Origin of the sequence: Geodermatophilus poikilotrophus (assembly GCF_900111455.1) — a bacterium.
Taxonomy (GTDB): domain Bacteria; phylum Actinomycetota; class Actinomycetes; order Mycobacteriales; family Geodermatophilaceae; genus Geodermatophilus; species Geodermatophilus poikilotrophus.
In genome coordinates, this window is sequence record NZ_FOIE01000001.1 from 150,094 (window position 1) to 171,137 (window position 21,044).

General features: G+C 74.6%; 22 protein-coding genes. 17 read left to right on the forward strand and 5 right to left on the reverse strand.

Annotated features, from left to right (window positions below; translation table 11 throughout):
• The first annotated feature begins 657 nt into the window (after positions 1-657).
• Genes BMW27_RS00635 through BMW27_RS00645 form a run of 3 tightly spaced genes read left to right on the forward strand, consistent with a single transcriptional unit; the run spans position 658 to position 3,223 of the window.
• Positions 658-1,692, forward strand: a complete 1,035-nt coding sequence (locus BMW27_RS00635; RefSeq protein WP_091437582.1) for a methionine ABC transporter ATP-binding protein — start codon at positions 658-660, stop codon at positions 1,690-1,692.
• Complete coding sequence (locus BMW27_RS00640) at positions 1,689-2,348, forward strand: methionine ABC transporter permease (protein ID WP_091437584.1); 660 nt, start codon at positions 1,689-1,691, stop codon at positions 2,346-2,348. Before BMW27_RS00635 ends, BMW27_RS00640 begins: the two co-directional genes overlap by 4 nt.
• A 59-nt stretch (positions 2,349-2,407) precedes the next feature.
• Positions 2,408-3,223: a MetQ/NlpA family ABC transporter substrate-binding protein gene (locus BMW27_RS00645; protein WP_091437586.1), complete on the forward strand. Its 816-nt coding sequence runs from the start codon at positions 2,408-2,410 to the stop codon at positions 3,221-3,223.
• 80 nt (positions 3,224-3,303) lie between these two features.
• Here BMW27_RS00645 and BMW27_RS00650 read toward each other — a convergent pair whose 3' ends face one another.
• Positions 3,304-3,765, reverse strand: a complete 462-nt coding sequence (locus tag BMW27_RS00650; protein ID WP_245743234.1) for an Lrp/AsnC family transcriptional regulator — start codon at positions 3,763-3,765, stop codon at positions 3,304-3,306.
• A 163-nt stretch (positions 3,766-3,928) separates the two neighbouring features.
• Between BMW27_RS00650 and rocD the strand changes: the two genes are divergently transcribed.
• From rocD to BMW27_RS00680, 6 genes are all read left to right on the forward strand, one after another.
• The gene (rocD, locus tag BMW27_RS00655; protein ID WP_245743235.1) at positions 3,929-5,167 is read left to right on the forward strand and encodes an ornithine--oxo-acid transaminase; all 1,239 of its coding nucleotides are present in this window, start codon (positions 3,929-3,931) and stop codon (positions 5,165-5,167) included.
• A 70-nt stretch (positions 5,168-5,237) separates the two neighbouring features.
• Positions 5,238-6,404 carry an NAD(P)/FAD-dependent oxidoreductase gene (locus BMW27_RS00660; RefSeq protein WP_091437592.1) on the forward strand — a complete coding sequence of 389 codons (1,167 nt, stop codon included), beginning with the start codon at positions 5,238-5,240 and terminating at the stop codon, positions 6,402-6,404.
• Positions 6,405-6,432: 28 nt separating this feature from the next.
• The gene (gene amaB, locus BMW27_RS00665; RefSeq protein WP_091437596.1) at positions 6,433-7,962 is read left to right on the forward strand and encodes an L-piperidine-6-carboxylate dehydrogenase; all 1,530 of its coding nucleotides are present in this window, start codon (positions 6,433-6,435) and stop codon (positions 7,960-7,962) included.
• Positions 7,963-8,022: 60 nt separating this feature from the next.
• Entirely contained in the window at positions 8,023-8,502 is a 480-nt protein-coding gene (locus BMW27_RS00670; RefSeq protein WP_091437599.1) for a DUF2975 domain-containing protein, read from the forward strand.
• Positions 8,502-8,747 (forward strand): helix-turn-helix domain-containing protein, encoded by a 246-nt coding sequence (locus BMW27_RS00675; RefSeq protein ID WP_091437601.1) that lies wholly within the window; start codon positions 8,502-8,504, stop codon positions 8,745-8,747. The genes BMW27_RS00670 and BMW27_RS00675 overlap by 1 nt, the downstream gene beginning before the upstream one ends.
• Entirely contained in the window at positions 8,744-9,853 is a 1,110-nt protein-coding gene (locus tag BMW27_RS00680) for an NAD(P)/FAD-dependent oxidoreductase (protein WP_091437604.1), read from the forward strand. Before BMW27_RS00675 ends, BMW27_RS00680 begins: the two co-directional genes overlap by 4 nt.
• Positions 9,854-9,905: 52 nt before the next feature.
• On the opposite strand, the gene BMW27_RS00685 is transcribed toward BMW27_RS00680, so the two are convergent.
• Both BMW27_RS00685 and BMW27_RS00690 read right to left on the reverse strand, forming a co-directional pair.
• Positions 9,906-10,361: a DUF5313 family protein gene (locus BMW27_RS00685; RefSeq protein WP_091437607.1), complete on the reverse strand. Its 456-nt coding sequence runs from the start codon at positions 10,359-10,361 to the stop codon at positions 9,906-9,908.
• Between the two features lie 126 nt (positions 10,362-10,487).
• A complete protein-coding gene (locus BMW27_RS00690) occupies positions 10,488-11,000 on the reverse strand; it encodes a MarR family winged helix-turn-helix transcriptional regulator (protein ID WP_091437610.1) in 513 nt (170 codons plus the stop codon).
• Positions 11,001-11,117: 117 nt separating this feature from the next.
• On the opposite strand from BMW27_RS00690, the gene BMW27_RS00695 reads away from it, so the two are divergent.
• The 5 genes from BMW27_RS00695 to BMW27_RS00715 all read left to right on the forward strand — a co-directional run bounded on the left by BMW27_RS00695 (position 11,118) and on the right by BMW27_RS00715 (position 15,742).
• Positions 11,118-11,642: a universal stress protein gene (locus tag BMW27_RS00695; protein ID WP_091437612.1), complete on the forward strand. Its 525-nt coding sequence runs from the start codon at positions 11,118-11,120 to the stop codon at positions 11,640-11,642.
• Between the two features lie 77 nt (positions 11,643-11,719).
• Positions 11,720-12,205, forward strand: coding sequence for a cation:proton antiporter regulatory subunit (locus BMW27_RS00700; protein WP_091437615.1), 486 nt, complete (start codon positions 11,720-11,722; stop codon positions 12,203-12,205).
• Positions 12,206-12,215: 10 nt separating this feature from the next.
• Positions 12,216-13,379: a cation:proton antiporter gene (locus BMW27_RS00705; RefSeq protein WP_091437618.1), complete on the forward strand. Its 1,164-nt coding sequence runs from the start codon at positions 12,216-12,218 to the stop codon at positions 13,377-13,379.
• A gap of 88 nt (positions 13,380-13,467) precedes the next feature.
• Positions 13,468-14,391 (forward strand): universal stress protein, encoded by a 924-nt coding sequence (locus tag BMW27_RS00710; protein ID WP_175486260.1) that lies wholly within the window; start codon positions 13,468-13,470, stop codon positions 14,389-14,391.
• A gap of 28 nt (positions 14,392-14,419) precedes the next feature.
• Positions 14,420-15,742, forward strand: a complete 1,323-nt coding sequence (locus BMW27_RS00715) for an ATP-dependent 6-phosphofructokinase (RefSeq protein WP_091437623.1) — start codon at positions 14,420-14,422, stop codon at positions 15,740-15,742.
• Between the two features lie 35 nt (positions 15,743-15,777).
• Here BMW27_RS00715 and BMW27_RS00720 read toward each other — a convergent pair whose 3' ends face one another.
• Together BMW27_RS00720 and BMW27_RS00725 are read right to left on the reverse strand one after the other, a co-directional pair.
• The gene (locus BMW27_RS00720; protein WP_091437625.1) at positions 15,778-16,572 is read right to left on the reverse strand and encodes a phosphotransferase; all 795 of its coding nucleotides are present in this window, start codon (positions 16,570-16,572) and stop codon (positions 15,778-15,780) included.
• 41 nt (positions 16,573-16,613) lie between these two features.
• Positions 16,614-17,561 (reverse strand): sugar-binding transcriptional regulator, encoded by a 948-nt coding sequence (locus BMW27_RS00725; protein ID WP_091437627.1) that lies wholly within the window; start codon positions 17,559-17,561, stop codon positions 16,614-16,616.
• Positions 17,562-17,715: 154 nt separating this feature from the next.
• On the opposite strand from BMW27_RS00725, the gene BMW27_RS00730 reads away from it, so the two are divergent.
• From BMW27_RS00730 to BMW27_RS00740, 3 genes are read left to right on the forward strand one after another with little or no spacing between them, the layout of a single operon-like run.
• Positions 17,716-19,083, forward strand: a complete 1,368-nt coding sequence (locus BMW27_RS00730; protein WP_217637998.1) for an ABC transporter substrate-binding protein — start codon at positions 17,716-17,718, stop codon at positions 19,081-19,083.
• Between the two features lie 37 nt (positions 19,084-19,120).
• The gene (locus BMW27_RS00735; protein ID WP_175486261.1) at positions 19,121-20,107 is read left to right on the forward strand and encodes a carbohydrate ABC transporter permease; all 987 of its coding nucleotides are present in this window, start codon (positions 19,121-19,123) and stop codon (positions 20,105-20,107) included.
• Positions 20,104-20,997, forward strand: a complete 894-nt coding sequence (locus tag BMW27_RS00740; protein ID WP_091437632.1) for a carbohydrate ABC transporter permease — start codon at positions 20,104-20,106, stop codon at positions 20,995-20,997. The genes BMW27_RS00735 and BMW27_RS00740 overlap by 4 nt, the downstream gene beginning before the upstream one ends.
• The last annotated feature ends 47 nt before the right edge of the window (positions 20,998-21,044 follow it).

The following is a 21,044-nucleotide window of genomic DNA, read 5'->3' on the forward strand; positions in this document are numbered from 1 at the left end:
CCCGCGTCGGGGGTCCCCGTCGAGCTGACCGGTCGCCCCGGCCGCGGCCTGGACCTCTGCGTCCGCAACCCCGTCCGGGTCGGCGGTGGATTCGGCGGCGACGGCACTCCTCGGGTGGACGGAGGTGCCCGACCGCGTGCAGATCGCCATCCGCGTCCACGAGGCCGGCCTCGCGTGACGCCCTGGGCGGGGACGTGGGTTGGGTGCACCCGGACGGCGGGTACGCGCAGTCCGCACGCGCTGCAGCGACTGCCGCACGTCCCCCTCCCCGGTCCCCGGCGGGCGGGCCGTCCGACGGGCCGGCTCCGGTGGAGGCGCACGGCCCGAGGGGAGCGACCGGGTGGTCCGACCGAGGGAGGACGGAGGGGGGCACCGCCCTCCGCCGGGTCCGGAGGCGGCGACGCCGCGCACTGTGACCCACACCAAGCCGGTGCGATTTGAGTCCGGCCGGGGCGGTGGGGGACCATGGCGGGGTGGCCCTGCCGATCTTGACGCGCGACCGCGCCGTCGATCTGGCCGGCACCGCCAGCTGCCTCTGTCGCTGACGTCCCCGCGCGGTCCGGCTCACCGAGCCGGACCGCACCGCGCCGAGTTCCCGCGCGACCGTGCCGCCCTGTCCGCCGGCCTGCCCTGCTCACCCTCGAGGACCGCGTTCCCGTGATCGAACTGACCGACGTCCGCAAGGTGTTCCCCGCCCGGAGACGCGCCGGGGAGGTGGTCGCCGTCGACGGGGTCAGCCTGCGGGTGCAGGCCGGTGAGTTCGCCGGCGTGGTGGGCCCCAGCGGCTCGGGGAAGAGCACGCTGGTCCGCCTGGTGAACCTGCTGGAGCGGCCCACGTCCGGATCGGTGACCGTGGACGGGCAGGTGCTCACCGACCTGCCCGACGACCGGGTCCGCGAGGCCCGCCGCGCCATCGGGATGGTCTTCCAGCACTTCGAGCTGCTGGACTCCCGCACGGCCGCGGGCAACGTCGAGCACCCGCTGGAGCTGGCCGGGGTGGGCCGGGCCGAGCGCCGCCGCCGGGCCACCGACCTGCTGGACCTGGTGGGGCTGGGTGAGCGGGCCGAGGCGCGGCCGGCGCAACTGTCCGGCGGGCAGAAGCAGCGGGTGGCCATCGCCCGCGCGCTCGCCGCCCGCCCGAAGGTGCTGCTGTGCGACGAGGCCACCTCCGCGCTGGACCAGGCCAGCACGGCCAGCGTGCTGGAGCTGCTGCGCCGGGTGCGCTCCGAGCTCGGGCTGACCGTCCTGCTCATCACCCACGAGATGGCGGTGGTGAAGGCGGTCTGCGACAGCGCCGTGCTGCTCGAGCGGGGCCGGGTCGTCGACGGCGGCCGGCTCAGCGAGGTGCTGACCCGCGGGCACTCACCGCTGGCCGACGCCCTGCTGCCCGCCCCGGTGGCCGACGCCGGTGCGGGGCACGGCGGGGCGCTGCTGCGGGTGACGGTCACCGACCGCACGCCGGAGACCGTCGTCCTGCAGACGCTCATCGGTGAGCTGGGGCTGGCCGTGGAGGTCGCCGGCGGCTCGGTGGAGACCGTCGCCGGCGGGCGGTACGGGCGGCTGCTGCTGCGCGTCACCGGGGACCTCGACCGGCTGGAGGCAGGCCTCCGCGCGCTGCACGACGGCGGCGTCGTCGTCGACCGGGTGCCCGCGCACGGCGGCGTGGCCGCCGGGTCGGGGGCGACCCGATGAGCGACTGGGGCCGCGTCTACCCGCAGCTGTTCGAGGCCACCGGCGAGACCCTCTACATGGTGGGGGTCGCGGCGCTGCTCACCGTGCTGCTCGGCGTCCCGCTGGGCGTGCTGCTCACCGTCACCGCGCCCGGCGGGCTGGCGCCGCGGCCGCTGCTGAACCGTGCCCTCGGGCTGGTGGTCAACCTGGGGCGCGCGCTCCCGTTCATCATCCTGCTGGTGCTGGTCGCCCCGGTCACCCGCGGCATCGTGGGGACGACGATCGGGTCGACCGCGGCGATCGTGCCGCTGACCCTCGGGGCCATCCCCTTCCTCGCCCGGCTGGTGGAGACCAGCCTCCGCGAGGTTGCCTCCGGGAAGGTCGAGGCGGCGCTGTCCATGGGCGCCCGCCGCCGGGACGTCGTCCGCACCGTGCTGCTGCCGGAGGCGCGGCCCTCACTGGTCGCCGGGGTCACCGTCACCGTCGTGGCGCTGATCAGCTACTCGGCGATGGCCGGTGCCGTGGGGGGCGGAGGCCTCGGGGACTTCGCGATCCGCTTCGGCTACCAGCAGTTCCGCACCGACATCACCCTGCTGACCGTCGTCCTGCTGCTCGTCATCGTGCAGCTGCTGCAGTGGGCCGGCGACCGCTGGGCCCGCCGCCTGGCCCACGTCTGACCTCCTGCCCCGGTGGCCGGCCGGCCACCACCGCACCACCTCGAAGGAGAACCCCTCCCATGCGCTCCCGATCCGCCCTCCTCCTGGCCGCCTCGGCGATGACGGTCCTCGCCGCGTGCGGCGGCGGGGACCCGCAGCTGTCCGCGGCCGACGAGCCACTGCGGGTGGGCGCCTCCCCGGTCCCGCACGCCGAGATCCTGCGGCACGTCGACGAGCAGCTGGCCGCCGACGCCGGCCTGGACCTCGAGATCGTCGAGTTCACCGACTACGTGCAGCCCAACGTCGCCCTGGACGACGGCTCGCTCGACGCCAACTACTTCCAGACCGTTCCGTACCTGGAGGAGCAGGAGGCCAGCGCCGGGTACGACTTCACCGCGCTGGCGCCGGTGCACATCGAGCCGCTGGGCATCTACTCCAGCTCGCTGACCGACCTGGCCGCCCTGCCCGAGGGCGCCACCGTGGCGATCCCCAACGACCCGACCAACGCCGCGCGGGCGCTGCGGCTGCTGGAGGCCAACGGCCTGGTCACCCTGGCCGACACCGGGGACGCCGCGCCGACGTCCCTCGACGTCCAGGACAGCCCCAAGGGCCTGCAGATCTCCGAGGTGGAGGCCGCGCAGGTGCCCCGCTCGCTGGCCGACGTGGACATCGCGGTGATCAACGGCAACTACGCCATCGAGGCCGACCTGGTCCCGGCCGAGGACGCCCTCGCGCTGGAGGAGGCCGAGGGCAACCCCAACGCCAACCTGCTGGTGGTGCGGACGGGGGACGAGGACGACGAGCGGATCCAGCAGCTCGAGGGGCTGCTGCACTCCGACGAGGTCCGCCAGTTCATCGAGCAGACCTACCAGGGCGCCGTCATCCCCGCCTTCTGAGCGCCCGGGGACAGTGGGCCGGTCGTCCGGCCGGCCCACTGCCCCCGGGCCGGAGCGCCCCGGTCCTCCGGGCGCCGGCCTCAGGGGCGGCCGCGGTCGATCAGCCGGGACAGCACGACCTCGCTGCGGGTCTGCTGGACGTTGGGCTGCTGCCGGAGCCGCTCGATGGCCTCCTCCAGGTGCGGGATGTCGGCGGCCAGGATGTGCACCAGCGCGTCCGCGGACCCCGTGACGCTGCACGCGTCCACGATCTCGGGGACCTTCTCCAGCGCGCGGCGCAGCTCGGACGGGGACGGGATCCCCTTCCAGTACACCTCCACGTACGCCTCGGTCGTCCAGCCGAGGACCTCCGGGTCGACCAGCGCGGTGAAGCCGCGGATCACCCCCTCGGCCAGCAGCCGGTCCACGCGGCGCTTGACCGCCGGCGCGGACAGGCCCACCTCGTCGCCGATGACGGCGTAGGTGGCGCGGGCGTCGCGCGTCAGGCAGCCGATGATCTGCCGGTCGAGCGGGTCCAGGCGGTCTCCGGTCCTCTGCAACACACCGTGCACCGTAGGCCCGACTTCGCAACGGATCGACGCTCTGGACGCAACGAACGCGCATTGATGCCGGTGCGCGGCGTTCCTAGCCTTCCAGGACACGGCCCTGCCGCCCCGCCGGCGGCGGCCGGCGAAGCGTGCGACGTCCGATCCGGAGGAGGCCCCCATGACCACACCTCGGCGCAGTGCGAGCCCGTCGTCCTCGAGGGAGCACGCGGCGCTCACCGGTGCGGTGACGGCGCCCAACTACGCGCCCCTGCCGGTGGTCGTGGCCGAGGCGCACGGGGCGTGGGTGACCGACGTCGACGGACGCCGCTACCTCGACTGCCTGGCCGGGTACTCGGCGCTCAACTTCGGCCACGGGCACCCGGTGCTGCTCCGGGCGGCCCGCGAGCAGCTGGAGCGGGTGACGCTCACCAGCCGCGCCTTCTACAACGACCGCCTCGGCCCCTTCGCCCGCGACCTGGCGGCGCTGGCCGGGATGGAGCTGGTGCTCCCGATGAACACCGGGGCCGAGGCCGTGGAGACGGCGGTCAAGGTCGCCCGGCGCTGGGGGTACCAGGTCAAGGGCGTCCCCGCCGGGCGGGCGCAGGTCGTCGTCGCGGCGGGCAACTTCCACGGCCGCACCACCACGATCGTCAGCTTCTCCACCGACGAGTCGGCGCGCGAGGGCTTCGGCCCCTTCACCCCCGGCTTCACCGTGGTCCCCTACGGCGACGCCGACGCGCTGCGGGCGGCGCTCACGCCGGAGACGGTCGCGGTGCTGCTCGAGCCGGTGCAGGGCGAGGCCGGCGTCGTCGTGCCGCCGCCGGGCTACCTCGCCGCGGTGCGGCAGGCGTGCACGGACGCCGGGGTGCTGTTCGTCGCCGACGAGGTCCAGTCCGGGCTGGGCCGGACGGGGGCGACCTTCGCCTGCGAGCTGGAGGGCGTCGTCCCCGACGTCTACCTGCTCGGCAAGGCCCTCGGCGGTGGCATCGTCCCGGTCTCGGCGGTGGTGTCCACCCGCGAGGTCCTCGGCGTCCTGACGCCGGGCAGCCACGGGTCGACCTTCGGCGGCAACCCGCTCGCGGCGGCGATCGGGCACGCGGTGGTGGGCCTGCTGGAGACCGGTGAGTACCAGGAGCGGGCGGCCAAGCTGGGCGTGCAGCTGCGGGACCGCCTCGAGGGGCTGGTCGGGCGCGGTGTGCAGGCGGTGCGCACCCGCGGGCTGTGGGCCGGGATCGACGTCGACCCCGCCCTGATGACCGGGCGCGCCGCCTGCGAGCGGCTGGCCGAGCGCGGCGTCCTGGTCAAGGACGCGCACGGGCAGACCATCCGGCTGTCCCCGCCGCTGGTGGTCGAGCCCGACGACCTCGACCGGGCCGTGGACGCCCTCGCCGCGGTCCTCGACGAGGCAGGGCGCTGACCCGGTCGCTGGTGCCGTGCGGCCCCACCCACCACGATGGCGGCACACCCGGCGCCCCCGGAGGACCGAGATGACCGCCGTACCGCGCTCCCTCCCGCCCACCGCCTCCGTCGTCGTCATCGGCGGCGGTGTGGTGGGGCTCAGCGCGGCCCACGCCCTGGCCCGGGCGGGGGTGCGCGACGTCGTCCTGCTGGAGCGGGACGCCCTGGGCTCGGGCTCGACGTGCAAGGCGGCCGGTGGCGTGCGGGCGCAGTTCTCCGACCCGGTGAACACCGCGCTCGGCGCGCGCAGCCTGGAGACCTTCCGCGACTTCCGGGCGCGGTTCGGCCAGGGCGTCGACTTCCGCGAGGTCGGCTACCTGTTCCTGCTGAGCACCCCGGAGTCGGTCGCGGCGTTCGAGGCCAACGTCGCCGTGCAGAACGACCTCGGCGTCCCGAGCCGGGTCATCGACGTCGAGGAGGCCCGCCGCCTGTCGCCGCTGGTCTCACCGGAGGGGCTGCTCGCCGCGGCGTACTCGCCCACCGACGGCCACTGCACCCCGGAGTCGGTCGTGCTCGGCTACGCGTCCGCGGCACGCCGGGCCGGCGCGACGCTGCTGCCGCACTGCGCGGCCACCGGGATCGACGTCCGGAACGGCCGGGTGGCCGGCGTGCGGACCGGGGCCGGGACGATCCGGACCGACGCCGTCGTCTGCGCGGCCGGTGCCTGGTCGGCCGAGGTCGGCTCCTGGGTGGGCGTCGACCTGCCGGTCACCCCGCTGCGCCGGCAGGTCCTGGTCACCGAGCCGGTTCCCGGCCTGGACCCGCGCACGCCGTTCACCATCGACTTCGAGACCAGCTTCTACTTCCACGCCGAGGGTCGCGGTCTGCTGCTGGGCATGTCCGACCCCGACGAGACCCCCGGGTTCCGGCTCACCCGGTCCGACGGCTGGCTGCCGCGCCTCGGTGCGGCCGTCGAGCGGCGCGCCCCGGCGCTGGCCGGGGTCGGCATCGCCGGGGGGTGGGCGGGGCTGTACGAGATGACGCCGGACCACAACGCCCTCATCGGTCGGGCCGACACGGTCGAGGGCTTCCTGTACGCCACCGGCTTCTCGGGGCACGGTTTCCTCATGGGACCGGCCGTCGGGGAGGTGGTGCGCGACCTCCACCTGGGGGAGCGGCCCGTCGTCGACGTCACCGGCCTCAGCGCCGCGCGCTTCGCCGGCGCCGACGTCCGCCCCGAACTCAACGTGGTGTGAACACGAGCGCGAACCCGAGGAGAGCCCCGTGACCACCCTGCCCACCGCCGACGACCTCGCCCGCCGGGCCCGGGAGGCCGCCGGCCGCTGCGGCGTCGACCTGGACCGGCTCGCCGGGGACCGCCCCGTCACCTCGCCGGTGAACGGCCGCCCGCTCGCCTCCGTCCGGTGGCAGGACGCGGCCGACGTCGACGGCGTGGTGATCCGCGCCGGCGAGGCGTTCCGCGCGTGGCGGACGGTGCCCGCACCGGTCCGCGGGCAGCTCGTGCGCCGCCTCGGCGAGCTGCTCCGGGAGCACAAGGCCGACCTCGGCGTCCTGGTCAGCCTGGAGGTCGGCAAGACCACCTCCGAGGCCGAGGGCGAGGTCCAGGAGATGGTCGACATCTGCGAGTTCGCCGTCGGCCTGTCCCGCCAGCTCTACGGGCGGACGATCAGCTCCGAGCGCCCCGGCCACCGGCTGATGGAGACCTGGCACCCGCTGGGCGTCGTCGGGGTGATCAGCGCGTTCAACTTCCCGGTGGCCGTCTGGTCCTGGAACACCGCGATCGCCCTGGTCTGCGGGGACCCGGTGGTGTGGAAGCCGTCGGAGCTCGCGCCGCTGTCCGCGCTGGCGTCCGCCGCCCTGCTCGACCGCGCGATCGCCGAGACCGGAGCCCCGGCCGACCTCGGCCAGGTGGTCGTCGGCGGCCCCGACGTCGGGGAGGCCCTGGTCGCCCACCCGGGCGTCGCGCTGCTCAGCGCCACCGGATCGACCCGCATGGGCCGCGCCGTCGGCCCGCGCGTGGCCGACCGCTTCGGGCGTTCCCTGCTGGAGCTCGGCGGCAACAACGCCGCGATCGTGACCCCGTCGGCGGACCTGGACCTCACCACGCGGGGCATCGTGTTCTCCGCGGCCGGCACCGCCGGCCAGCGCTGCACCACCATGCGCCGGGTCATCGCGCACGTCGACGTGCTGGAGCAGCTCACCGAGCGGCTCGTCGCCGCCTACCGCCGGCTGCCCATCGGCTCGCCGACGGCCGAGGGGACGCTGGTCGGCCCGCTGATCCACGACGCCGCGTACAAGTCGATGCAGGACGCGCTGCAGGCCGCCCAGCAGCAGGGCGGCGAGCTCGTCGTCGGCGGCGGTCGCCGCCTCGCCGACGAGGCGCCGGACGCCTACTACGTGGAGCCGGCGATCGTGCGGATGCCCGAGCAGACCGACGTCGTGCGGCAGGAGACCTTCGCGCCGATCCTCTACGTCCTGCCGTACCGCACGTTGGAGGAGGCGATCGCGCTCAACAACGACGTCCCCCAGGGCCTGTCGTCGAGCATCTTCACCTCCGACCAGGCCGAGGCCGAGCGCTTCCTGGCCGCCGACGGCTCGGACTGCGGCATCGCCAACGTCAACATCGGCACCTCCGGGGCCGAGATCGGCGGGGCCTTCGGCGGGGAGAAGCACACCGGCGGCGGCCGGGAGTCCGGCTCGGACGCCTGGCGCAGCTACATGCGGCGGGCCACGAACACGATCAACTACTCCGGCGAGCTGCCCCTCGCCCAGGGGGTCGAGTTCCCGATCTGACCATCACCCACAGGCGTGTCGTCGATTGACTCTCGATAGGTAGTAGTCGAGAGTCGATGCATGACAACGACACGACGGGTGGTCGTGCCCCTCCGGATCCTGCTCGCGCTGGCGTTCGCCGCCCTGCTGCTCGCCCAGGTCGCCTTCCTGCCGGCGCTCGCGGGCGCGATGGCGGCGGACTCGCCGGAGCTGGCGTACCTGCGGTGGCCGACGCTCGTCGTGGCCGTGCTGGGGCTGGGGTGCGTCCAGGTCGTCATCGTGTGCACCTGGCAGCTGCTGACCCTGGTCGAGGACGACCGCATCTTCAGCGCGGCGTCCATGGCCTGGGTCGACGCGATCGTGGGCGCGCTCGCCGCCGCGTGGTTCCTCCTGCTCGGCACCCTCGTCTGGTCCGTCGTCGGCGTGGGCCTCCCCGGTCCGCCGGTCGTGCTGCTGCTCATGCTGGTGGCGGTGGCCGTGCTGGGCCTGCTCATGGTGGTGATGCGGGCGCTGCTGCGGCAGGCCACGACGCTGCGGACCGACATGGAAGCGGTCATCTGATGCCGATCGTGGTGCGCATCGACGTCGAGCTGGCCAAGCGCAAGATGAGCGTCGGGGAGTTCGCCGAACGCGTCGGCCTCACGCCGGCGAACGTGGCGGTGCTGAAGAACGGCCGCGCGAAGGCCGTCCGGTTCAGCACCCTGGAGGCCATGTGCCGGGTGCTGGAGTGCCAGCCCGGCGACCTGCTCGAGTGGGTCCCGGACGAGCGGGAGGCGCCGCACGCCGCCTCCGCGGCCTCCCGGTGACCGTCGACGTCCTGGTGGTCGGTGCCGGGCTGGCCGGCCTGCACACGGCCACGCTGCTCGCCCGGCGGGGCCACGACGTGCTGCTGACCGAGCGGCGGTCGACGCTCACCGGCGCCATCCGCACCACGGGGATCTTCGTCCGGAAGACGCTCGACGACTTCGCGCTGCCCCCCGAGCACCTCGGGCCGCCGATCCGGCGGGTGGTGCTCTACCCGCCGGGGCTGCGCCGGCCGGTGAGCCTGGTCAGCGGGCGCGACGAGTACCGGGTGGGCGACATGGGGCCGCTGTACGGAGCCGCGGCCCGCGCGGCGGCCGACGCCGGCGTGCGCATCCGCCTGGGCACCCGCTACGCCGGCCGGCAGGACGGCGCGTCCCTGCTGGCCGGTCCGGACGGGCCGGCGCGCGTGCGGGCGCGGTTCGTCGTCGGCGCGGACGGCGCCCGGTCGCGGGTCGCCCGCAACCTCGGCCTGGACCGCAACGACCACCTGCTGGTCGGAGCCGAGGAGGTCTTCGAGGTCCCGGGCGGCGGGGAGCCGCCGGCCTTCCACTGCGTGCTCGACCCCTCGCTCGCCCCCGGGTACCTGGCGTGGGTCGTCAACGACGGGCAGCACGCCCACGTCGGTGTGGCCGGCTACGCCGAGCGCTTCCCCGGCGGCATGCGCCGGGCCCTGGACCGGTTCAGCGGCTCGGCACCCGGGCTGGAGGGCGTCGAGCGCCCGGAGGCGGTGGAGCGGCGGGGAGGTCCGATCCCCGTCGGTGGCCTGCTGCGCCGGATCAGCTGCACCGGCGGGCTGCTCGTCGGCGATGCCGCGGGCGCGGTCTCGCCGCTCACCGCCGGTGGCCTCGACCCGTGCCTGCGGTTGTCCGAGCACGCCGCCGACGTCCTCGACGCGGCCCTGCGGGCCGGGCGGCCGGACGCGCTGACCGCCTACGACGGGACCGCGCTGCGCGCCGCCTTCCGGGGGAGGCTCGCGCTGCGCCGGGGGCTGGCCCAGGTCCGCACGCCCGCCGTCGCAGCGGCGGCGTTCGCGCTGCTGCGCACGCCGCCCGGGAGGGCCGCGGCCCGCCGCATCCTCTTCGGCGACAGGTCCTTCCCGGCTCCCTGACCCGGGTGCCCGGCAGCCGGGGAGCCGTGCCGGGCCGGTCGGCTCGGGTCGGTCAGCGCCCGGTGCGGTCGCGGTAGCGGGCGGCGCGCCGGGCGTTCGCGGCCCGCCGGCGCTCGCTGTCCCGCAGGTCGCGCAGGTGCGCGGCGCGCTCCCGGTGCGCGGTGGCGGTACCGGCCGGGTAGCCGGCCTTCACGACCCGGTTCTCCGTGGTCTCGGGCATGTAGGCCAGCGAGTAGATCAGGGCGAGGAAGATCCCCCCGCCGGCGACCGCCGCGCGCAGCCCCCACGACGCGGGCAGCAGCACCATGACCAGGGCGATCGGGATCGACATCTGGACGAAGACGCGGGCGATGTGCCGGGCCCACCAGGTGCCGGTCGTGGTGTCGTGCAGCACCCAGCCGCGGTGCCGCGCGGGCAGCCCGCCGCCGAGGGCGTACCAGAGCCACCGGTGCGGAGCCGGCCGGACGATCGGCTCGGCGGGCGTGCCGCCCTCTTCGGGTTCTGCCATGACCGCTGTCCGCTCCTGCTCGGGAAGGTCCACGCGTCCATGGTCCCCCAGATGCTGAGGACACCAACGGTTGGGGTACCAACTGTGACGAGGTCGACAGGCGCCCTCACCGGGGGACCGCCTCGGTCAGGCGACGTCCGACGGGGTCCTCACGGCGGACGTGGGGGCGGCCAGCGCCTGCTGGGAGGCGGCGGTGACCTGGGTCAGCGCCTCGTGCAGGGCCGTCAGCTGCTCGACCGGCATGCCGAGACGCTCGACGATGCCGACGGGGATCTCCTCCGCCCGGGCACGCAGTGCGCGGCCCCGCTCGGTCAGCGCCAGGGCCAGGTTGCGCTGGTCCGCCGGGTTGCGCTCGCGGCGCAGCAGGCCGGCCGCCTCCAGCCGCTTGAGCAGCGGCGAGAGCGTGCCGGGATCCAGCTGCAGCAGGCCGGAGAGCTCCTTGACCGACAGCTGCCCGTGCTGCCACAGCGCCAGCATGACCAGGTACTGCGGGTGGGTCAGCCCCAGCGGCTCGAGCACCGGCCGGTAGACGGCGACCACGGTGCGCGCCGCCACCGACAGCGCGAAGCACACCTGGCGCTCCAGGGCGAGCGGGTCACCGGAGTCGAGGACGGCCGGGGAGGGCTGGCTGGTCGTCACCGCTCCAGGGTAGGTCGGCGGCGCGCCGACGATCGGCCTGCCGACCGTGGAGCCGGCCGGGCCGACGCGGCCGGGAGGGTGGCCACGGGAGGTCCCCGGTCGCCATACGCTGCGCCCATGGTGGAGCTGATGGACCTGGAGTCCGACGACGACGACGTCGCACGGGTGGCGGACGTCTCAGGTGGCGTGCTGGTGGGCCACGACGGTTCGGAGTACGCGCAGGAGGCCCTGCAGTGGGCGGCGGGTCTGGCCCTCCGGGCCGGCTACCCGTTGCACGTGCTGCGCGCGTGGAAGATGACCACCGCGCCGCAGCCGGCCACCCTGGAGCCGGGGTACATCCCCCCGCTGGAGGACTTCGAGAGGGCGGTGCGGGAGGAGCTCGAGGCCCACGTGGCCGCGGCGGGGCTGGACCCGGCGCTGACGGTCACCTGCCACACCGCCCACGGCACCCCGGCCCGCGGCCTCATCGAGTCCGCCGCCCGCGCCGACCTCCTGGTGGTCGGCGCCCGGGGCAGGGGCGGCTTCGCCGGCCTGGTGCTCGGCTCGGTCAGCGACCAGTGCGTGCGGCACGCCCCCTGCCCGGTCACCGTCGTCCGGACCGGGACCACGGCGGGCCGCACCGCGGGGCCCAGCGAGCGCTGAGCAGGCGCCGCACCGGGCCCGGGGTCGGCGGTCGTCAGCCGCCCTGGGCCCGGGCGCGGCTCTGCCACCATGCGGCCATGGACCTCGAGGAGACCCTCCTGCCCGGCGTCGGCGTCCGCTACCGGCTGCGGACCTCCGCCGGTGAGGTCCTGGGGATCGTCGTCCGGCGGGAGGGTGCGGCCGAGCTCGCCGTGTACGACCGGCGTGATCCCGACCGGGCGCGCAGCGTGCTGCGGCTCGAGCCCGACGAGGTCGACGCCGTGGCGGAGGTGCTCGGCGCTCCCCGGCTGACCCAGCGCTTCGCCGACCTGTCCCGGGAGGTGCCCGGACTGGAGTCGGGCCGGTTCCCGATCGGCGCGGGCTCCCGCTTCGCGGGCCGCCCCCTGGGGGACACCCGGGCGCGCACCCTGACCGGCTGCTCGATCGTCGCGATCGTGCGGGACGCCGAGGTCGTGCCGTCCCCGGGACCGGCCGACACGCTGCTCGCGGGGGACGTCCTCGTCGCGATCGGCTCGGTCCGCGGCCTGGAGCAGCTCGAGGCGCGTCTGGCCGAGTCGGCGTAGGACACCGCCGGTGGACCACGTCGCGCAGCTGCTGCTCGAGCTCGGCCTGCTGTTCGCCGGTCTGTCCCTGGTCGGGCTGCTCGCCCGGCGCCTGGGGCTGTCCTCGGTGCCGTTCGTGCTGGTCGCGGCGCTGGCGCTGGGGGAGGGTGGCGTCGTCCCGCTGGCGACCTCGGAGCCGTTCATCGAGGCGGCGGCGGAGATCGGCGTCGTGCTCCTGCTGCTGGCGCTGGGCCTGGAGTTCTCCGCGGACGAGCTGTTCGCCTCGCTGCGGCACCACGGTCCGTCCGGCGTGGTGGACCTGCTGCTCAACGCTCTGCCGGGCTTCGCGGCCGGCCTGCTGCTGGACCTGCCCTGGCAGGGAGCGCTCGCGCTGGCCGGGGTCACCTGGATCTCCTCGTCGGGCATCGTTGCGCGACTGCTCGGCGACCTCGGACGGCTGGCCAACCGGGAGACCCCGGCGGTGCTGTCGGTGCTGGTGCTCGAGGACCTCGCCATGGCGCTGTTCCTGCCGCTGCTGGTCGTCGCGCTCTCCGGGGGAGGCCCGGCGACCGCGCTCGCCGGCACCGGCCTGGCGGTCGGGGCGGTCGCGCTGGCGCTGCTGGCCGCCCAGCGGCAGGGACACCGGCTCGGCCGGCTGCTGGCCTCCGCCGACGACGAGCAGCTGCTGCTCCGCCTGGTCGGTCTGACGCTGCTGGTCGCGGGGCTCGCCCAGTCGCTGGGCGCGTCCGCGGCGGTCGGCGCGTTCCTGGTCGGGCTGGCCCTGCCGACGTCCTTCGCCGAGCGGGCGCGGACGGTCCTGGGCCCGCTGCGCGACCTGTTCGCGGCGACCTTCTTCGTCGCCTTCGGGCTGTCCACCGACCCCGGGGCGGTGCTGCCCGTGCTGCCCGCCGTCCTGCTGCTCGCCCTGGTCACCACGGGCACCAAGGTCGCCACCGGGTGGTTCGCCGCCCGGCGCGACGGGGTGGGCCGGCCCGGCCGGCTGCGCGCCGGGACGGCGCTGGTGGCCCGCGGCGAGTTCTCGATCGTCATCGCCGGCCTCGCGGTGACGGCCGGCGTCCCCCAGCTCGGGCCGCTGGCGACCGGGTACGTGCTCGTGCTCGCCGTGGCCGGCCCGGTGCTCACCCGCCTCGCCGACCCGCGCGGCGCACGCGGCACCGCGGTGACGCCCGCCTGACGCCGGCGGACGGCGGCGCCGCCGTCCCGTGCGGGGACGCTCCCGGGAGGGTAGGAGCCGGTCCGGGGCCAGGACGGAGGGGGGCTGCGTGGACGAGACGGGGACGCCGCACGAGGTCGTGGTGGGGGTGGACGGCTCGGCCGGCGCGCGCACCGCCCTGGCCTGGGGGCTCCGGGAGGCGCGGCTGCGGGGGAGCGCGGTCCGGCTGGTCACCGTCTGGCCGGAGGACCGGCCGCCGCACTCCCACGACGGGGGGATCGGCACGCCCGGCCTCGCCGACGTCGAGCGGGACGTGCGGTCGAGCATGAGCACCGAGGCGGCCGCCGTCGCGGCGTCCACGGCGGGCGAGGCCGTGCCCGTCCACCCGGAGGTGCGGTACGGGCACCCGGCCCGGCAGCTGATCGACACCGCCGGGGACGACGGCCTGCTGGTGGTCGGCTCGCGCGGCCGGGGGAGCCTCCGCGGGGCCCTCCTGGGTTCGGTGGGCCAGCAGTGCGCCCAGCACGCCCGCGGGCCGGTCGTCGTGGTCCGCGACGAGGAGACCGCCGGCGGTGCCCCGCTGGGGCGGGGAGCCGCGAGCCGGGTCGTCGTGGGGGTCGACGGCTCGCCGGGCTCCGCAGCCGCCCTGCGGTTCGCCGCGGAGGAGGCCCGGCTGCGCGGCGGGGAGCTGCACGTGGTCCACGCCTGGATCGACACCGTGTCCGGGTACGGCGGCCCGCCGTGGGCGCTCCCCGTCACGACGCTGCGCGAGCAGGCCGAAGCCACCCTGCGGGCGAGCCTGGCGGGGGCCTGGCCGACCGGGTCCCCGGGTGTGCAGGTCCGCGCGGGGACCGTCGAGGGGGTGGAGTGGGACGTGCTCACCCGGGTCGCCGCAGGGGCCGACCTGCTCGTGGTCGGGTCGCGCGGCCGCGGCGGCTGGTCGGGTCTGCTGCTCGGTTCGGTGGGCCTGCACGCGATCACCGGCGCGCCCTGCCCGGTGGCGGTGGTCCGGCCGGTCCCCGCGGGAGGGTGAGCACTGCGCGTGTGGCAGCGTTCCCGGCATGGTCAGCCACGAGGACCTCGCCGTGCGCACGCTCGGACCCTGCCGGATCGACTCCCCGCTCGCCGAACGGCTCGTGGCGCGGGAGACGACCCAGCACTCCGTCGTGGAGGAGGACCGGATCCTCTTCGACGACACGATCTCCATGGCCGGTGGGCGGGGGCTCCCCGTCGAGCAGCTGCCGAGCCTGGAGCCGGGCGGCCCCCGGAAGCGGATCTACTTCGACCCCGCCAAGACCCGGGTCGGGATCGTCACCTGCGGTGGCCTGTGCCCCGGCCTCAACGACGTCATCCGCGGGCTGGTGCTCGAGCTCTCCCGGCACTACGGGGTGCGGCGCATCGTCGGCTTCCGCAACGGCTACCGCGGCTTCGTCCCGCGGTACGGGGAGGACGTCGTCGACCTCACCCCGGAGGTCGTCATGCACATCGACGACGAGGGCGGCACGATCCTGGGCACCTCCCGCGGGGAGCAGGACCCGGACGAGATCGTCGACGCGCTGGAGCGCCTCAACATCAACATCCTCTTCGTCATCGGCGGTGACGGCACCATCCGCGGGGCCATGGACGTCGTCCGCGTGGTGGGGGAGCGGGGGCTGAAGGTCGCCGTGGTCGGGATCCCGAAGACGATCGACAACGACATCCCCTACATCGACCAGAGCTTCGGCTTCCAGACCGCGATGGCCGAGGCGACCAAGTCCATCCACGCGGCGAGCGTCGAGGCCCGCTCCGCCCCCGGGGGCATCGGCCTGGTCAAGCTGATGGGCCGGCACTCCGGCTTCATCGCCTGCTACGCGACGCTGGCCAAGGACGACGCCGACTACGTCCTCATCCCCGAGGTGCCCTTCGCCCTCGACGGGGAGCGCGGGCTGCTGCAGCACCTGCGCCGGCGGGTGCAGGAGCGGGGGCACGCCGTGGTGGTGGTCGCCGAGGGCGCCGGGCAGGAGTACATCGAGGGGGAGGAGCCGGGCCGGGACGCCTCCGGGAACGTCCGCTTCGGTGACATCGGCCGGCTGCTGCGCAAGCGGATCGTCGAGCACCTGGACGCGCACGGCGTGGAGAACAACGTCCGGTACTTCGACCCGAGCTACGCGATCCGCAGCGTGCCGGCCAACCCGTTCGACAGCGCCTACTGCCTCCGTCTGGCGCACGCCGCCGTGCACGCGGCGATGGCCGGGCGGACCGAGGTCATCGTCGCCCGGCGACGGCGGAGGTTCGTGCACATGCCCATGCCGCTGGCGGTGAGCCGGCGCAACCACGTCGACCCGCTCGGCGATCTGTGGCTGTCGGTGCTCGAGGCCACCGGGCAGCCCGTGCGCTTCGAGTGAGCGGCCCCGGCGGCCGCCGGACGACGCGCGGGCCGTCAGAGGAGCGCGGCCCGCAGCAGGTCCCCGGAGGCGAGGTACCACTGCCGGGTCCGCTCCGCCCGCTCCCGCGTCCCGCCGGTCCAGTAGTCGGCGAAACCGGCGTGACCGTTCGCCGCCGCGGTCCCGACGATGTCGTAGGACCACTCGTGGTTCTGCCGCACCGCGGTCACCAGGCGTTCCCGGTCGTCGCCGGAGAGCCCGTAGGCGTCGGCGAACAGCCGGAGGCGGGGTAGCGCCCGGCCGCGCCGCGCGTCGTCGATGAAGCGGTCGGGTCGCAGCGGCGCCCACAGCCGCACCGCGCAGGCGACGTCCCAGACGCGGCAGCCCGGGCTGGCGAGGTCGAAGTCGATGAGGGCGACGGCCCGTCCGTCGCGGAAGACGACGTTGTCCAGGTTGACGTCGTTGTGGCTGACCAGCTCGCCGGCGAAGGGCGCCGGCGGCGAGGGCGGCCAGGGGAGCGACGCGGGGTCGAGGGTGCTGACCGCCCGGTGGTAGTCGCGGAGCAGGTGGGCGACGCTCACGAGTGCCGCGTCGGTGAGGGCCCAGGCGGGGTGGGGCGGCGTGATGGCGGTGCCGGCGACGTAGGAGAGGACCTCCCGCCCCTGGTCGTCCACGCCGAGGAACCGGGGCGCGCCGGGGAACCCGACGTCGGCGAGGTGGCGCAGGAGGGCGTGGGTCGCCGGGCTCGAGGCGCGCTGCGGCCGCCGGACGGTGTCGCCCACCCGGACGACCTGTCCGCGGTTGGCGGTACCGCCGAGGAGGAGGACCTCGGATCCGCTCGTCCCCGGCATCGGCCTCCTCCAGGTCGTCCCCGGCCGGTCGGCGCAGGCGCTCACTCCTCGAGGACGGCGTGGGCCAGGGCCGTGTGCGTCACGATGCCACCGACGAGCCCGCTGCGGAGGGCGGCGCGGACGGCGGGGCCCTTCGACACGCCGTAGGGGATGACGATCACCTCCGGGATGGCCCGCATCTGCTCGGCGTCGATGCCGATCATCCGCTCCGACAGCTCCGTCCGGACGGCCTCGCCGTCGGCCGAGAGGAAGACGCCGGACACGTCGGCGCAGACGCCCAGGCGGTGCAGTGCCGTGCGGTCGTCCTCGGACAGGGCGTCGTACAGGGTGGACTGGCCGGGCTTCCAGAGACCGACCCCGGCCACCGCCCTGGTCACGAGCGGCAGCTGGGCGAAGGCGCGCGCCACCTCGGGCTGACCCCGGAGGGCGCGCGCGGTGGCCGCGTCGGGGACCGTGAAGGGCGCGTAGAAGACGTGCGCCGCGCCGCCCGATGCGCTGGCCACCTCCCGGACGACGTCCACCGAGGTGTCGGGTCCGTCCGGCAGCGAGAGCGCTCCGGTGAGCTGGACGACCGGCGTCCCGGGCAGCGGTGGCAGCGCCCGGGCCATCGCGCTCACCGCCCGGGCCCACGCGAGGCCGAGCACGTCCTGCGGCGTGATGATCTCCGCGAGCAGCCGGGCCGCCGCCCGACCGAGGTGTCCGCGGAGCGAGTCGGCGTGGTCGTCGGGTGTGTCGATGACGACCGCGTGCTGCAACCCGAACCGGTCCTGCAGCCGCGCCGACAGGTCGACGTCGATCTCGCCCTGGTGGCGGATCTCGATGCGGACCAGCCCGCTCGTGCGGGCTGCGTCGAGCAGCCGGGCGACCTTGAAGCGGCTCAGGCCGAACTCCTCGGCGATCTCGACCTTCGACCGGCCGTCGAGGTAGTAGCGCCGTGCGACGGATGCCGTGAGCACGACCTGCGCCGGGCCGTCGGAGACCTCTGCCATGGGGCACCTCTGCTCATCTGAGCGTCTGGCTGCTCACTATGGCACACCCCTTGACGCCATCACCCGGCAGGGTGAGACTCAGGCCACACACATTTGAGACACCCGGCGCTCATATGAGCGGTCGCATGGTGTCGGCCCCGAGGAGGACCGCCTCGTGCACAGACACGTGCGACCTGCACTCGCCGCAGCGACGGCGACCGCACTGGCCGTGGGGGTCGGCGGGTGTGCCGGCTGGGGCGGCGGGCCCAGCGGTGGCGGGCCGGACACGATCAACGTGCTGATGGTCAACAACCCGCAGATGGTCGACCTGCAGCAGCTCACCGCCGAGCACTTCACCGCGGAGACCGGCATCACGGTCAACTACACGGTGCTGCCCGAGAACGACGTCCGGGACAAGATCAGCCAGGAGTTCTCCAGCCAGGCGGGGCAGTACGACGTCGCCACCCTGAGCAACTTCGAGATCCCGATCTACGCCCGGAGCGAGTGGATCGCCCCGCTGGACGAGTACGTCGCGGCCGACGCGGAGTTCGACCAGGACGACGTCCTCGGCCCGCTGACCGCGTCGCTGTCCGGCGACGACGGCCGGCTGTACGGGGAGCCGTTCTACGGCGAGTCCTCGTTCCTCATGTACCGCGAGGACGTCCTGGACGCCGCCGGCGTCGAGATGCCGGCGAACCCGACGTGGCAGGAGGTCGCCGACATCGCGGCCGAGGTGGACGGCATCGAGCCGGGGATGGCCGGCATCTGCCTGCGCGGCCAGCCCGGGTGGGGGCAGGTCTTCGCGCCGCTGACCACGGTGGTGAACACCTTCGGCGGCACCTGGTTCACCGAGGACTGGGAGCCGCAGGTCGACAGCGAGGAGTTCCGGACGGCCGTGCAGTTCTACGTGGACCTGGTCCGCGAGCACGGTGAGGTCGGTGCCCCGCAGGCGGGCTTCACCGAGTGCCTCAACAACGTGGTCCAGGGCAACGCCGCGATGTGGTACGACGCGACCTCGGCCGCCGGCTCCCTCGAGGCCGCCGACTCGCCGGTCAAGGGCAAGATGGGCTACGTCGCGGCGCCGGTGGTCGAGACCGACAGCTCCGGGTGGCTCTACGCGTGGTCCTGGAGCATCCAGCAGGCCAGTGCGAAGAAGGACGCGGCGTGGGAGTTCATCTCCTGGGCCTCCAGCGCGGAGTACGAGCAGCTCGTCGGCGAGGAGCTCGGCTGGTCGAAGGTCCCCGCCGGCAAGCGGGCGTCGACGTACGACAACCCGGACTACCTCGCGGAGGCCTCGGCGTTCGCCGAGCCCACGCTGGCGGCCATCGAGGCCGCCGACCCGAACGACGCGGGCGTGCAGCCCCGCCCCGCACCCGGCATCCAGTTCATCGGCATCCCGGAGTTCCCGGACCTGGCCACCCAGGTGTCGCAGGACGTCAGCTCCGCGATCGCCGGCCGGACGACCGTGGACGAGGCGCTCCAACGGGGGCAGCAGCTCGCCGAGGACGTCGCCGAGCGCTACCGCGAGCGGGAGTCGAAGTGACCGAGCCGGCAGGACGACACCAGGGAGAGGCAGCGGGATGAGCACCACTCTGGAGACCGGCCGCGGGCGCGGTCAGCAACCGCCGACACCGCCTCCGGCACCGCCCACGCCCTCGCCGGGCGGAGCGCTCCGCCGATCGGCCGACTGGGCCCGCCGGGCACCGCTGCTGCCCGCGCTGGTGTTCACGATCATCGTCACCCAGCTGCCGTTCGTGGTCACGCTGATCGTCTCGTTCATGGACTGGAACGCCTACTACCCCGACGAGCGCGGCTTCGCCGGGTTCGGCAACTACGCGAGCGTGCTGACCGACGTCAACATGCGCCAGGCCATCCTCACCACGGTCGTGCTGACCGCGGTCGTCGTCCTGGTCAGCCTGCTGCTCGGGATGGTCATCGCCCTGCTGCTGGACCGGCAGTTCCGCGGCCGGGGCGCGGTGCGCACCATGATGATCACGCCGTTCCTCATCGTCCCCGTCGCCGCGGCGCTGCTGTGGAAGCACGCGCTGTTCAACCCCGAGTACGGCCTGCTCAACGGGACGCTCACCGCGATCTGGCGGCTGTTCGGCTCGGACAACGCGCCGCAGCCGGACTGGATCACCATGGCGCCGCTGGTCTCGGTCGAGGTCGCCCTCATCTGGCAGTGGACGCCGTTCATGATGCTGATCCTGCTGGCCGGGCTGCAGAGCCGGCCGCTGGACGTCATCGAGGCCGCGCGCATCGACGGCGCCAGCGCCTGGCAGATCTTCCGCTACATGACCTTCCCGCACCTGCGCCGCTACCTGGAGCTGGGCGGGCTGCTCGGGTCGATCTACATCGTGCAGAACTTCGACGCGGTCTTCACGATCACCTCGGGCGGCCTGGGCACGGCGAACCTCCCGTACGTCATCTACCAGACCTTCTACCAGGCCCACGACTACGGCCGGGCGTCCGCTGCCGGCGTCGTCGTCGTCATCGGCACGATCGTCATCGCCACGCTGGCGCTGCGGACGGTGTCGACGCTCTTCCAGGAGGAGAACGCGCGATGAGCTCCGTCACCGATGTCGCACCGGTCGCCGCCACCCGCACGCCCGAGGGCGCACCCCGCCGGCCGCGCAAGCCGCGGTCCGGCGCCCTGCTGGGGGTGGCCGCCTGGCTGATCGGCTTCCTGTTCGTCGTGCCCGTGCTGTGGATGGTGCTGACGTCGTTCCACAGCGAGGAGGCCGCGGCGACCAACCCGCCGTCTCTCCTCGCGCCGCTGACCTTCGCCGGCTACCGGGAGTTCTTCGGCGTCGGCACCGGCACCAGCCCCTGGCCGTCGCTGCTCAACTCGCTGACCGCCAGCGTGGTCTCGACGGTCATCGTGCTGCTGCTGGCCATCCCGGCCGCCTACGCGCTGTCGATCAAGCCGGTGCGCAAGTGGACCGACGTGATGTTCTTCTTCCTGTCCACCCGCATGCTGCCGATCGTGGCCGGCCTCCTGCCCATCTACCTGTTCGCGCAGTGGAGCGGCCTGCTGGACAACATCTGGCTGCTCATCGTCCTGTACACGGCCATGAACCTGCCGATCGCGGTGTGGATGATGCGCTCGTTCCTCGCCGAGGTCCCCGTCGAGATCCTCGAGGCGGCCTCGATGGACGGCGCCGGGCTGCTGCTGACCCTCCGCCAGGTGGTGGCGCCCATCGTCCTGCCGGGCATCGCCGCCACCTCGCTGATCTGCTTCATCTTCAGTTGGAACGAGCTGCTGCTGGCCCGGACCCTGACCGGCACCGTGGCCGGGACCGCGCCGGTCTACCTGACCGGCTTCGTGACCAGCCAGGGGCTGTTCCTCGCCCAGGTCTGCGCGGCCTCGTTCGTGGTGTCGCTGCCCGTGCTCGTCGCCGGCTTCGCCGCCCAGGACAAGCTGGTGCAGGGGCTGTCGCTGGGAGCCGTCAAGTGAGCGCGGCGGCCGGAACGGTCCCGGGGACCGGACACCTCGGTCCGGCG

Coding starts and splice junctions, on each gene's coding strand:
- BMW27_RS00720 (WP_091437625.1), bottom strand. CDS start 16,572: ATGCCGGGGACGAGCGGATCCGAGGTCCTCCTCCTCGGCGGTACCGCC.
- BMW27_RS00695 (WP_091437612.1), top strand. CDS start 11,118: ATGGTGGAGCTGATGGACCTGGAGTCCGACGACGACGACGTCGCACGG.
- BMW27_RS00645 (WP_091437586.1), top strand. CDS start 2,408: ATGCGCTCCCGATCCGCCCTCCTCCTGGCCGCCTCGGCGATGACGGTC.
- rocD (WP_245743235.1), top strand. CDS start 3,929: ATGACCACACCTCGGCGCAGTGCGAGCCCGTCGTCCTCGAGGGAGCAC.
- BMW27_RS00725 (WP_091437627.1), bottom strand. CDS start 17,561: ATGGCAGAGGTCTCCGACGGCCCGGCGCAGGTCGTGCTCACGGCATCC.
- BMW27_RS00660 (WP_091437592.1), top strand. CDS start 5,238: ATGACCGCCGTACCGCGCTCCCTCCCGCCCACCGCCTCCGTCGTCGTC.
- BMW27_RS00700 (WP_091437615.1), top strand. CDS start 11,720: ATGGACCTCGAGGAGACCCTCCTGCCCGGCGTCGGCGTCCGCTACCGG.
- BMW27_RS00735 (WP_175486261.1), top strand. CDS start 19,121: ATGAGCACCACTCTGGAGACCGGCCGCGGGCGCGGTCAGCAACCGCCG.
- BMW27_RS00715 (WP_091437623.1), top strand. CDS start 14,420: ATGGTCAGCCACGAGGACCTCGCCGTGCGCACGCTCGGACCCTGCCGG.
- BMW27_RS00685 (WP_091437607.1), bottom strand. CDS start 10,361: ATGGCAGAACCCGAAGAGGGCGGCACGCCCGCCGAGCCGATCGTCCGG.
- BMW27_RS00740 (WP_091437632.1), top strand. CDS start 20,104: ATGAGCTCCGTCACCGATGTCGCACCGGTCGCCGCCACCCGCACGCCC.
- BMW27_RS00675 (WP_091437601.1), top strand. CDS start 8,502: ATGCCGATCGTGGTGCGCATCGACGTCGAGCTGGCCAAGCGCAAGATG.
- BMW27_RS00640 (WP_091437584.1), top strand. CDS start 1,689: ATGAGCGACTGGGGCCGCGTCTACCCGCAGCTGTTCGAGGCCACCGGC.
- BMW27_RS00670 (WP_091437599.1), top strand. CDS start 8,023: ATGACAACGACACGACGGGTGGTCGTGCCCCTCCGGATCCTGCTCGCG.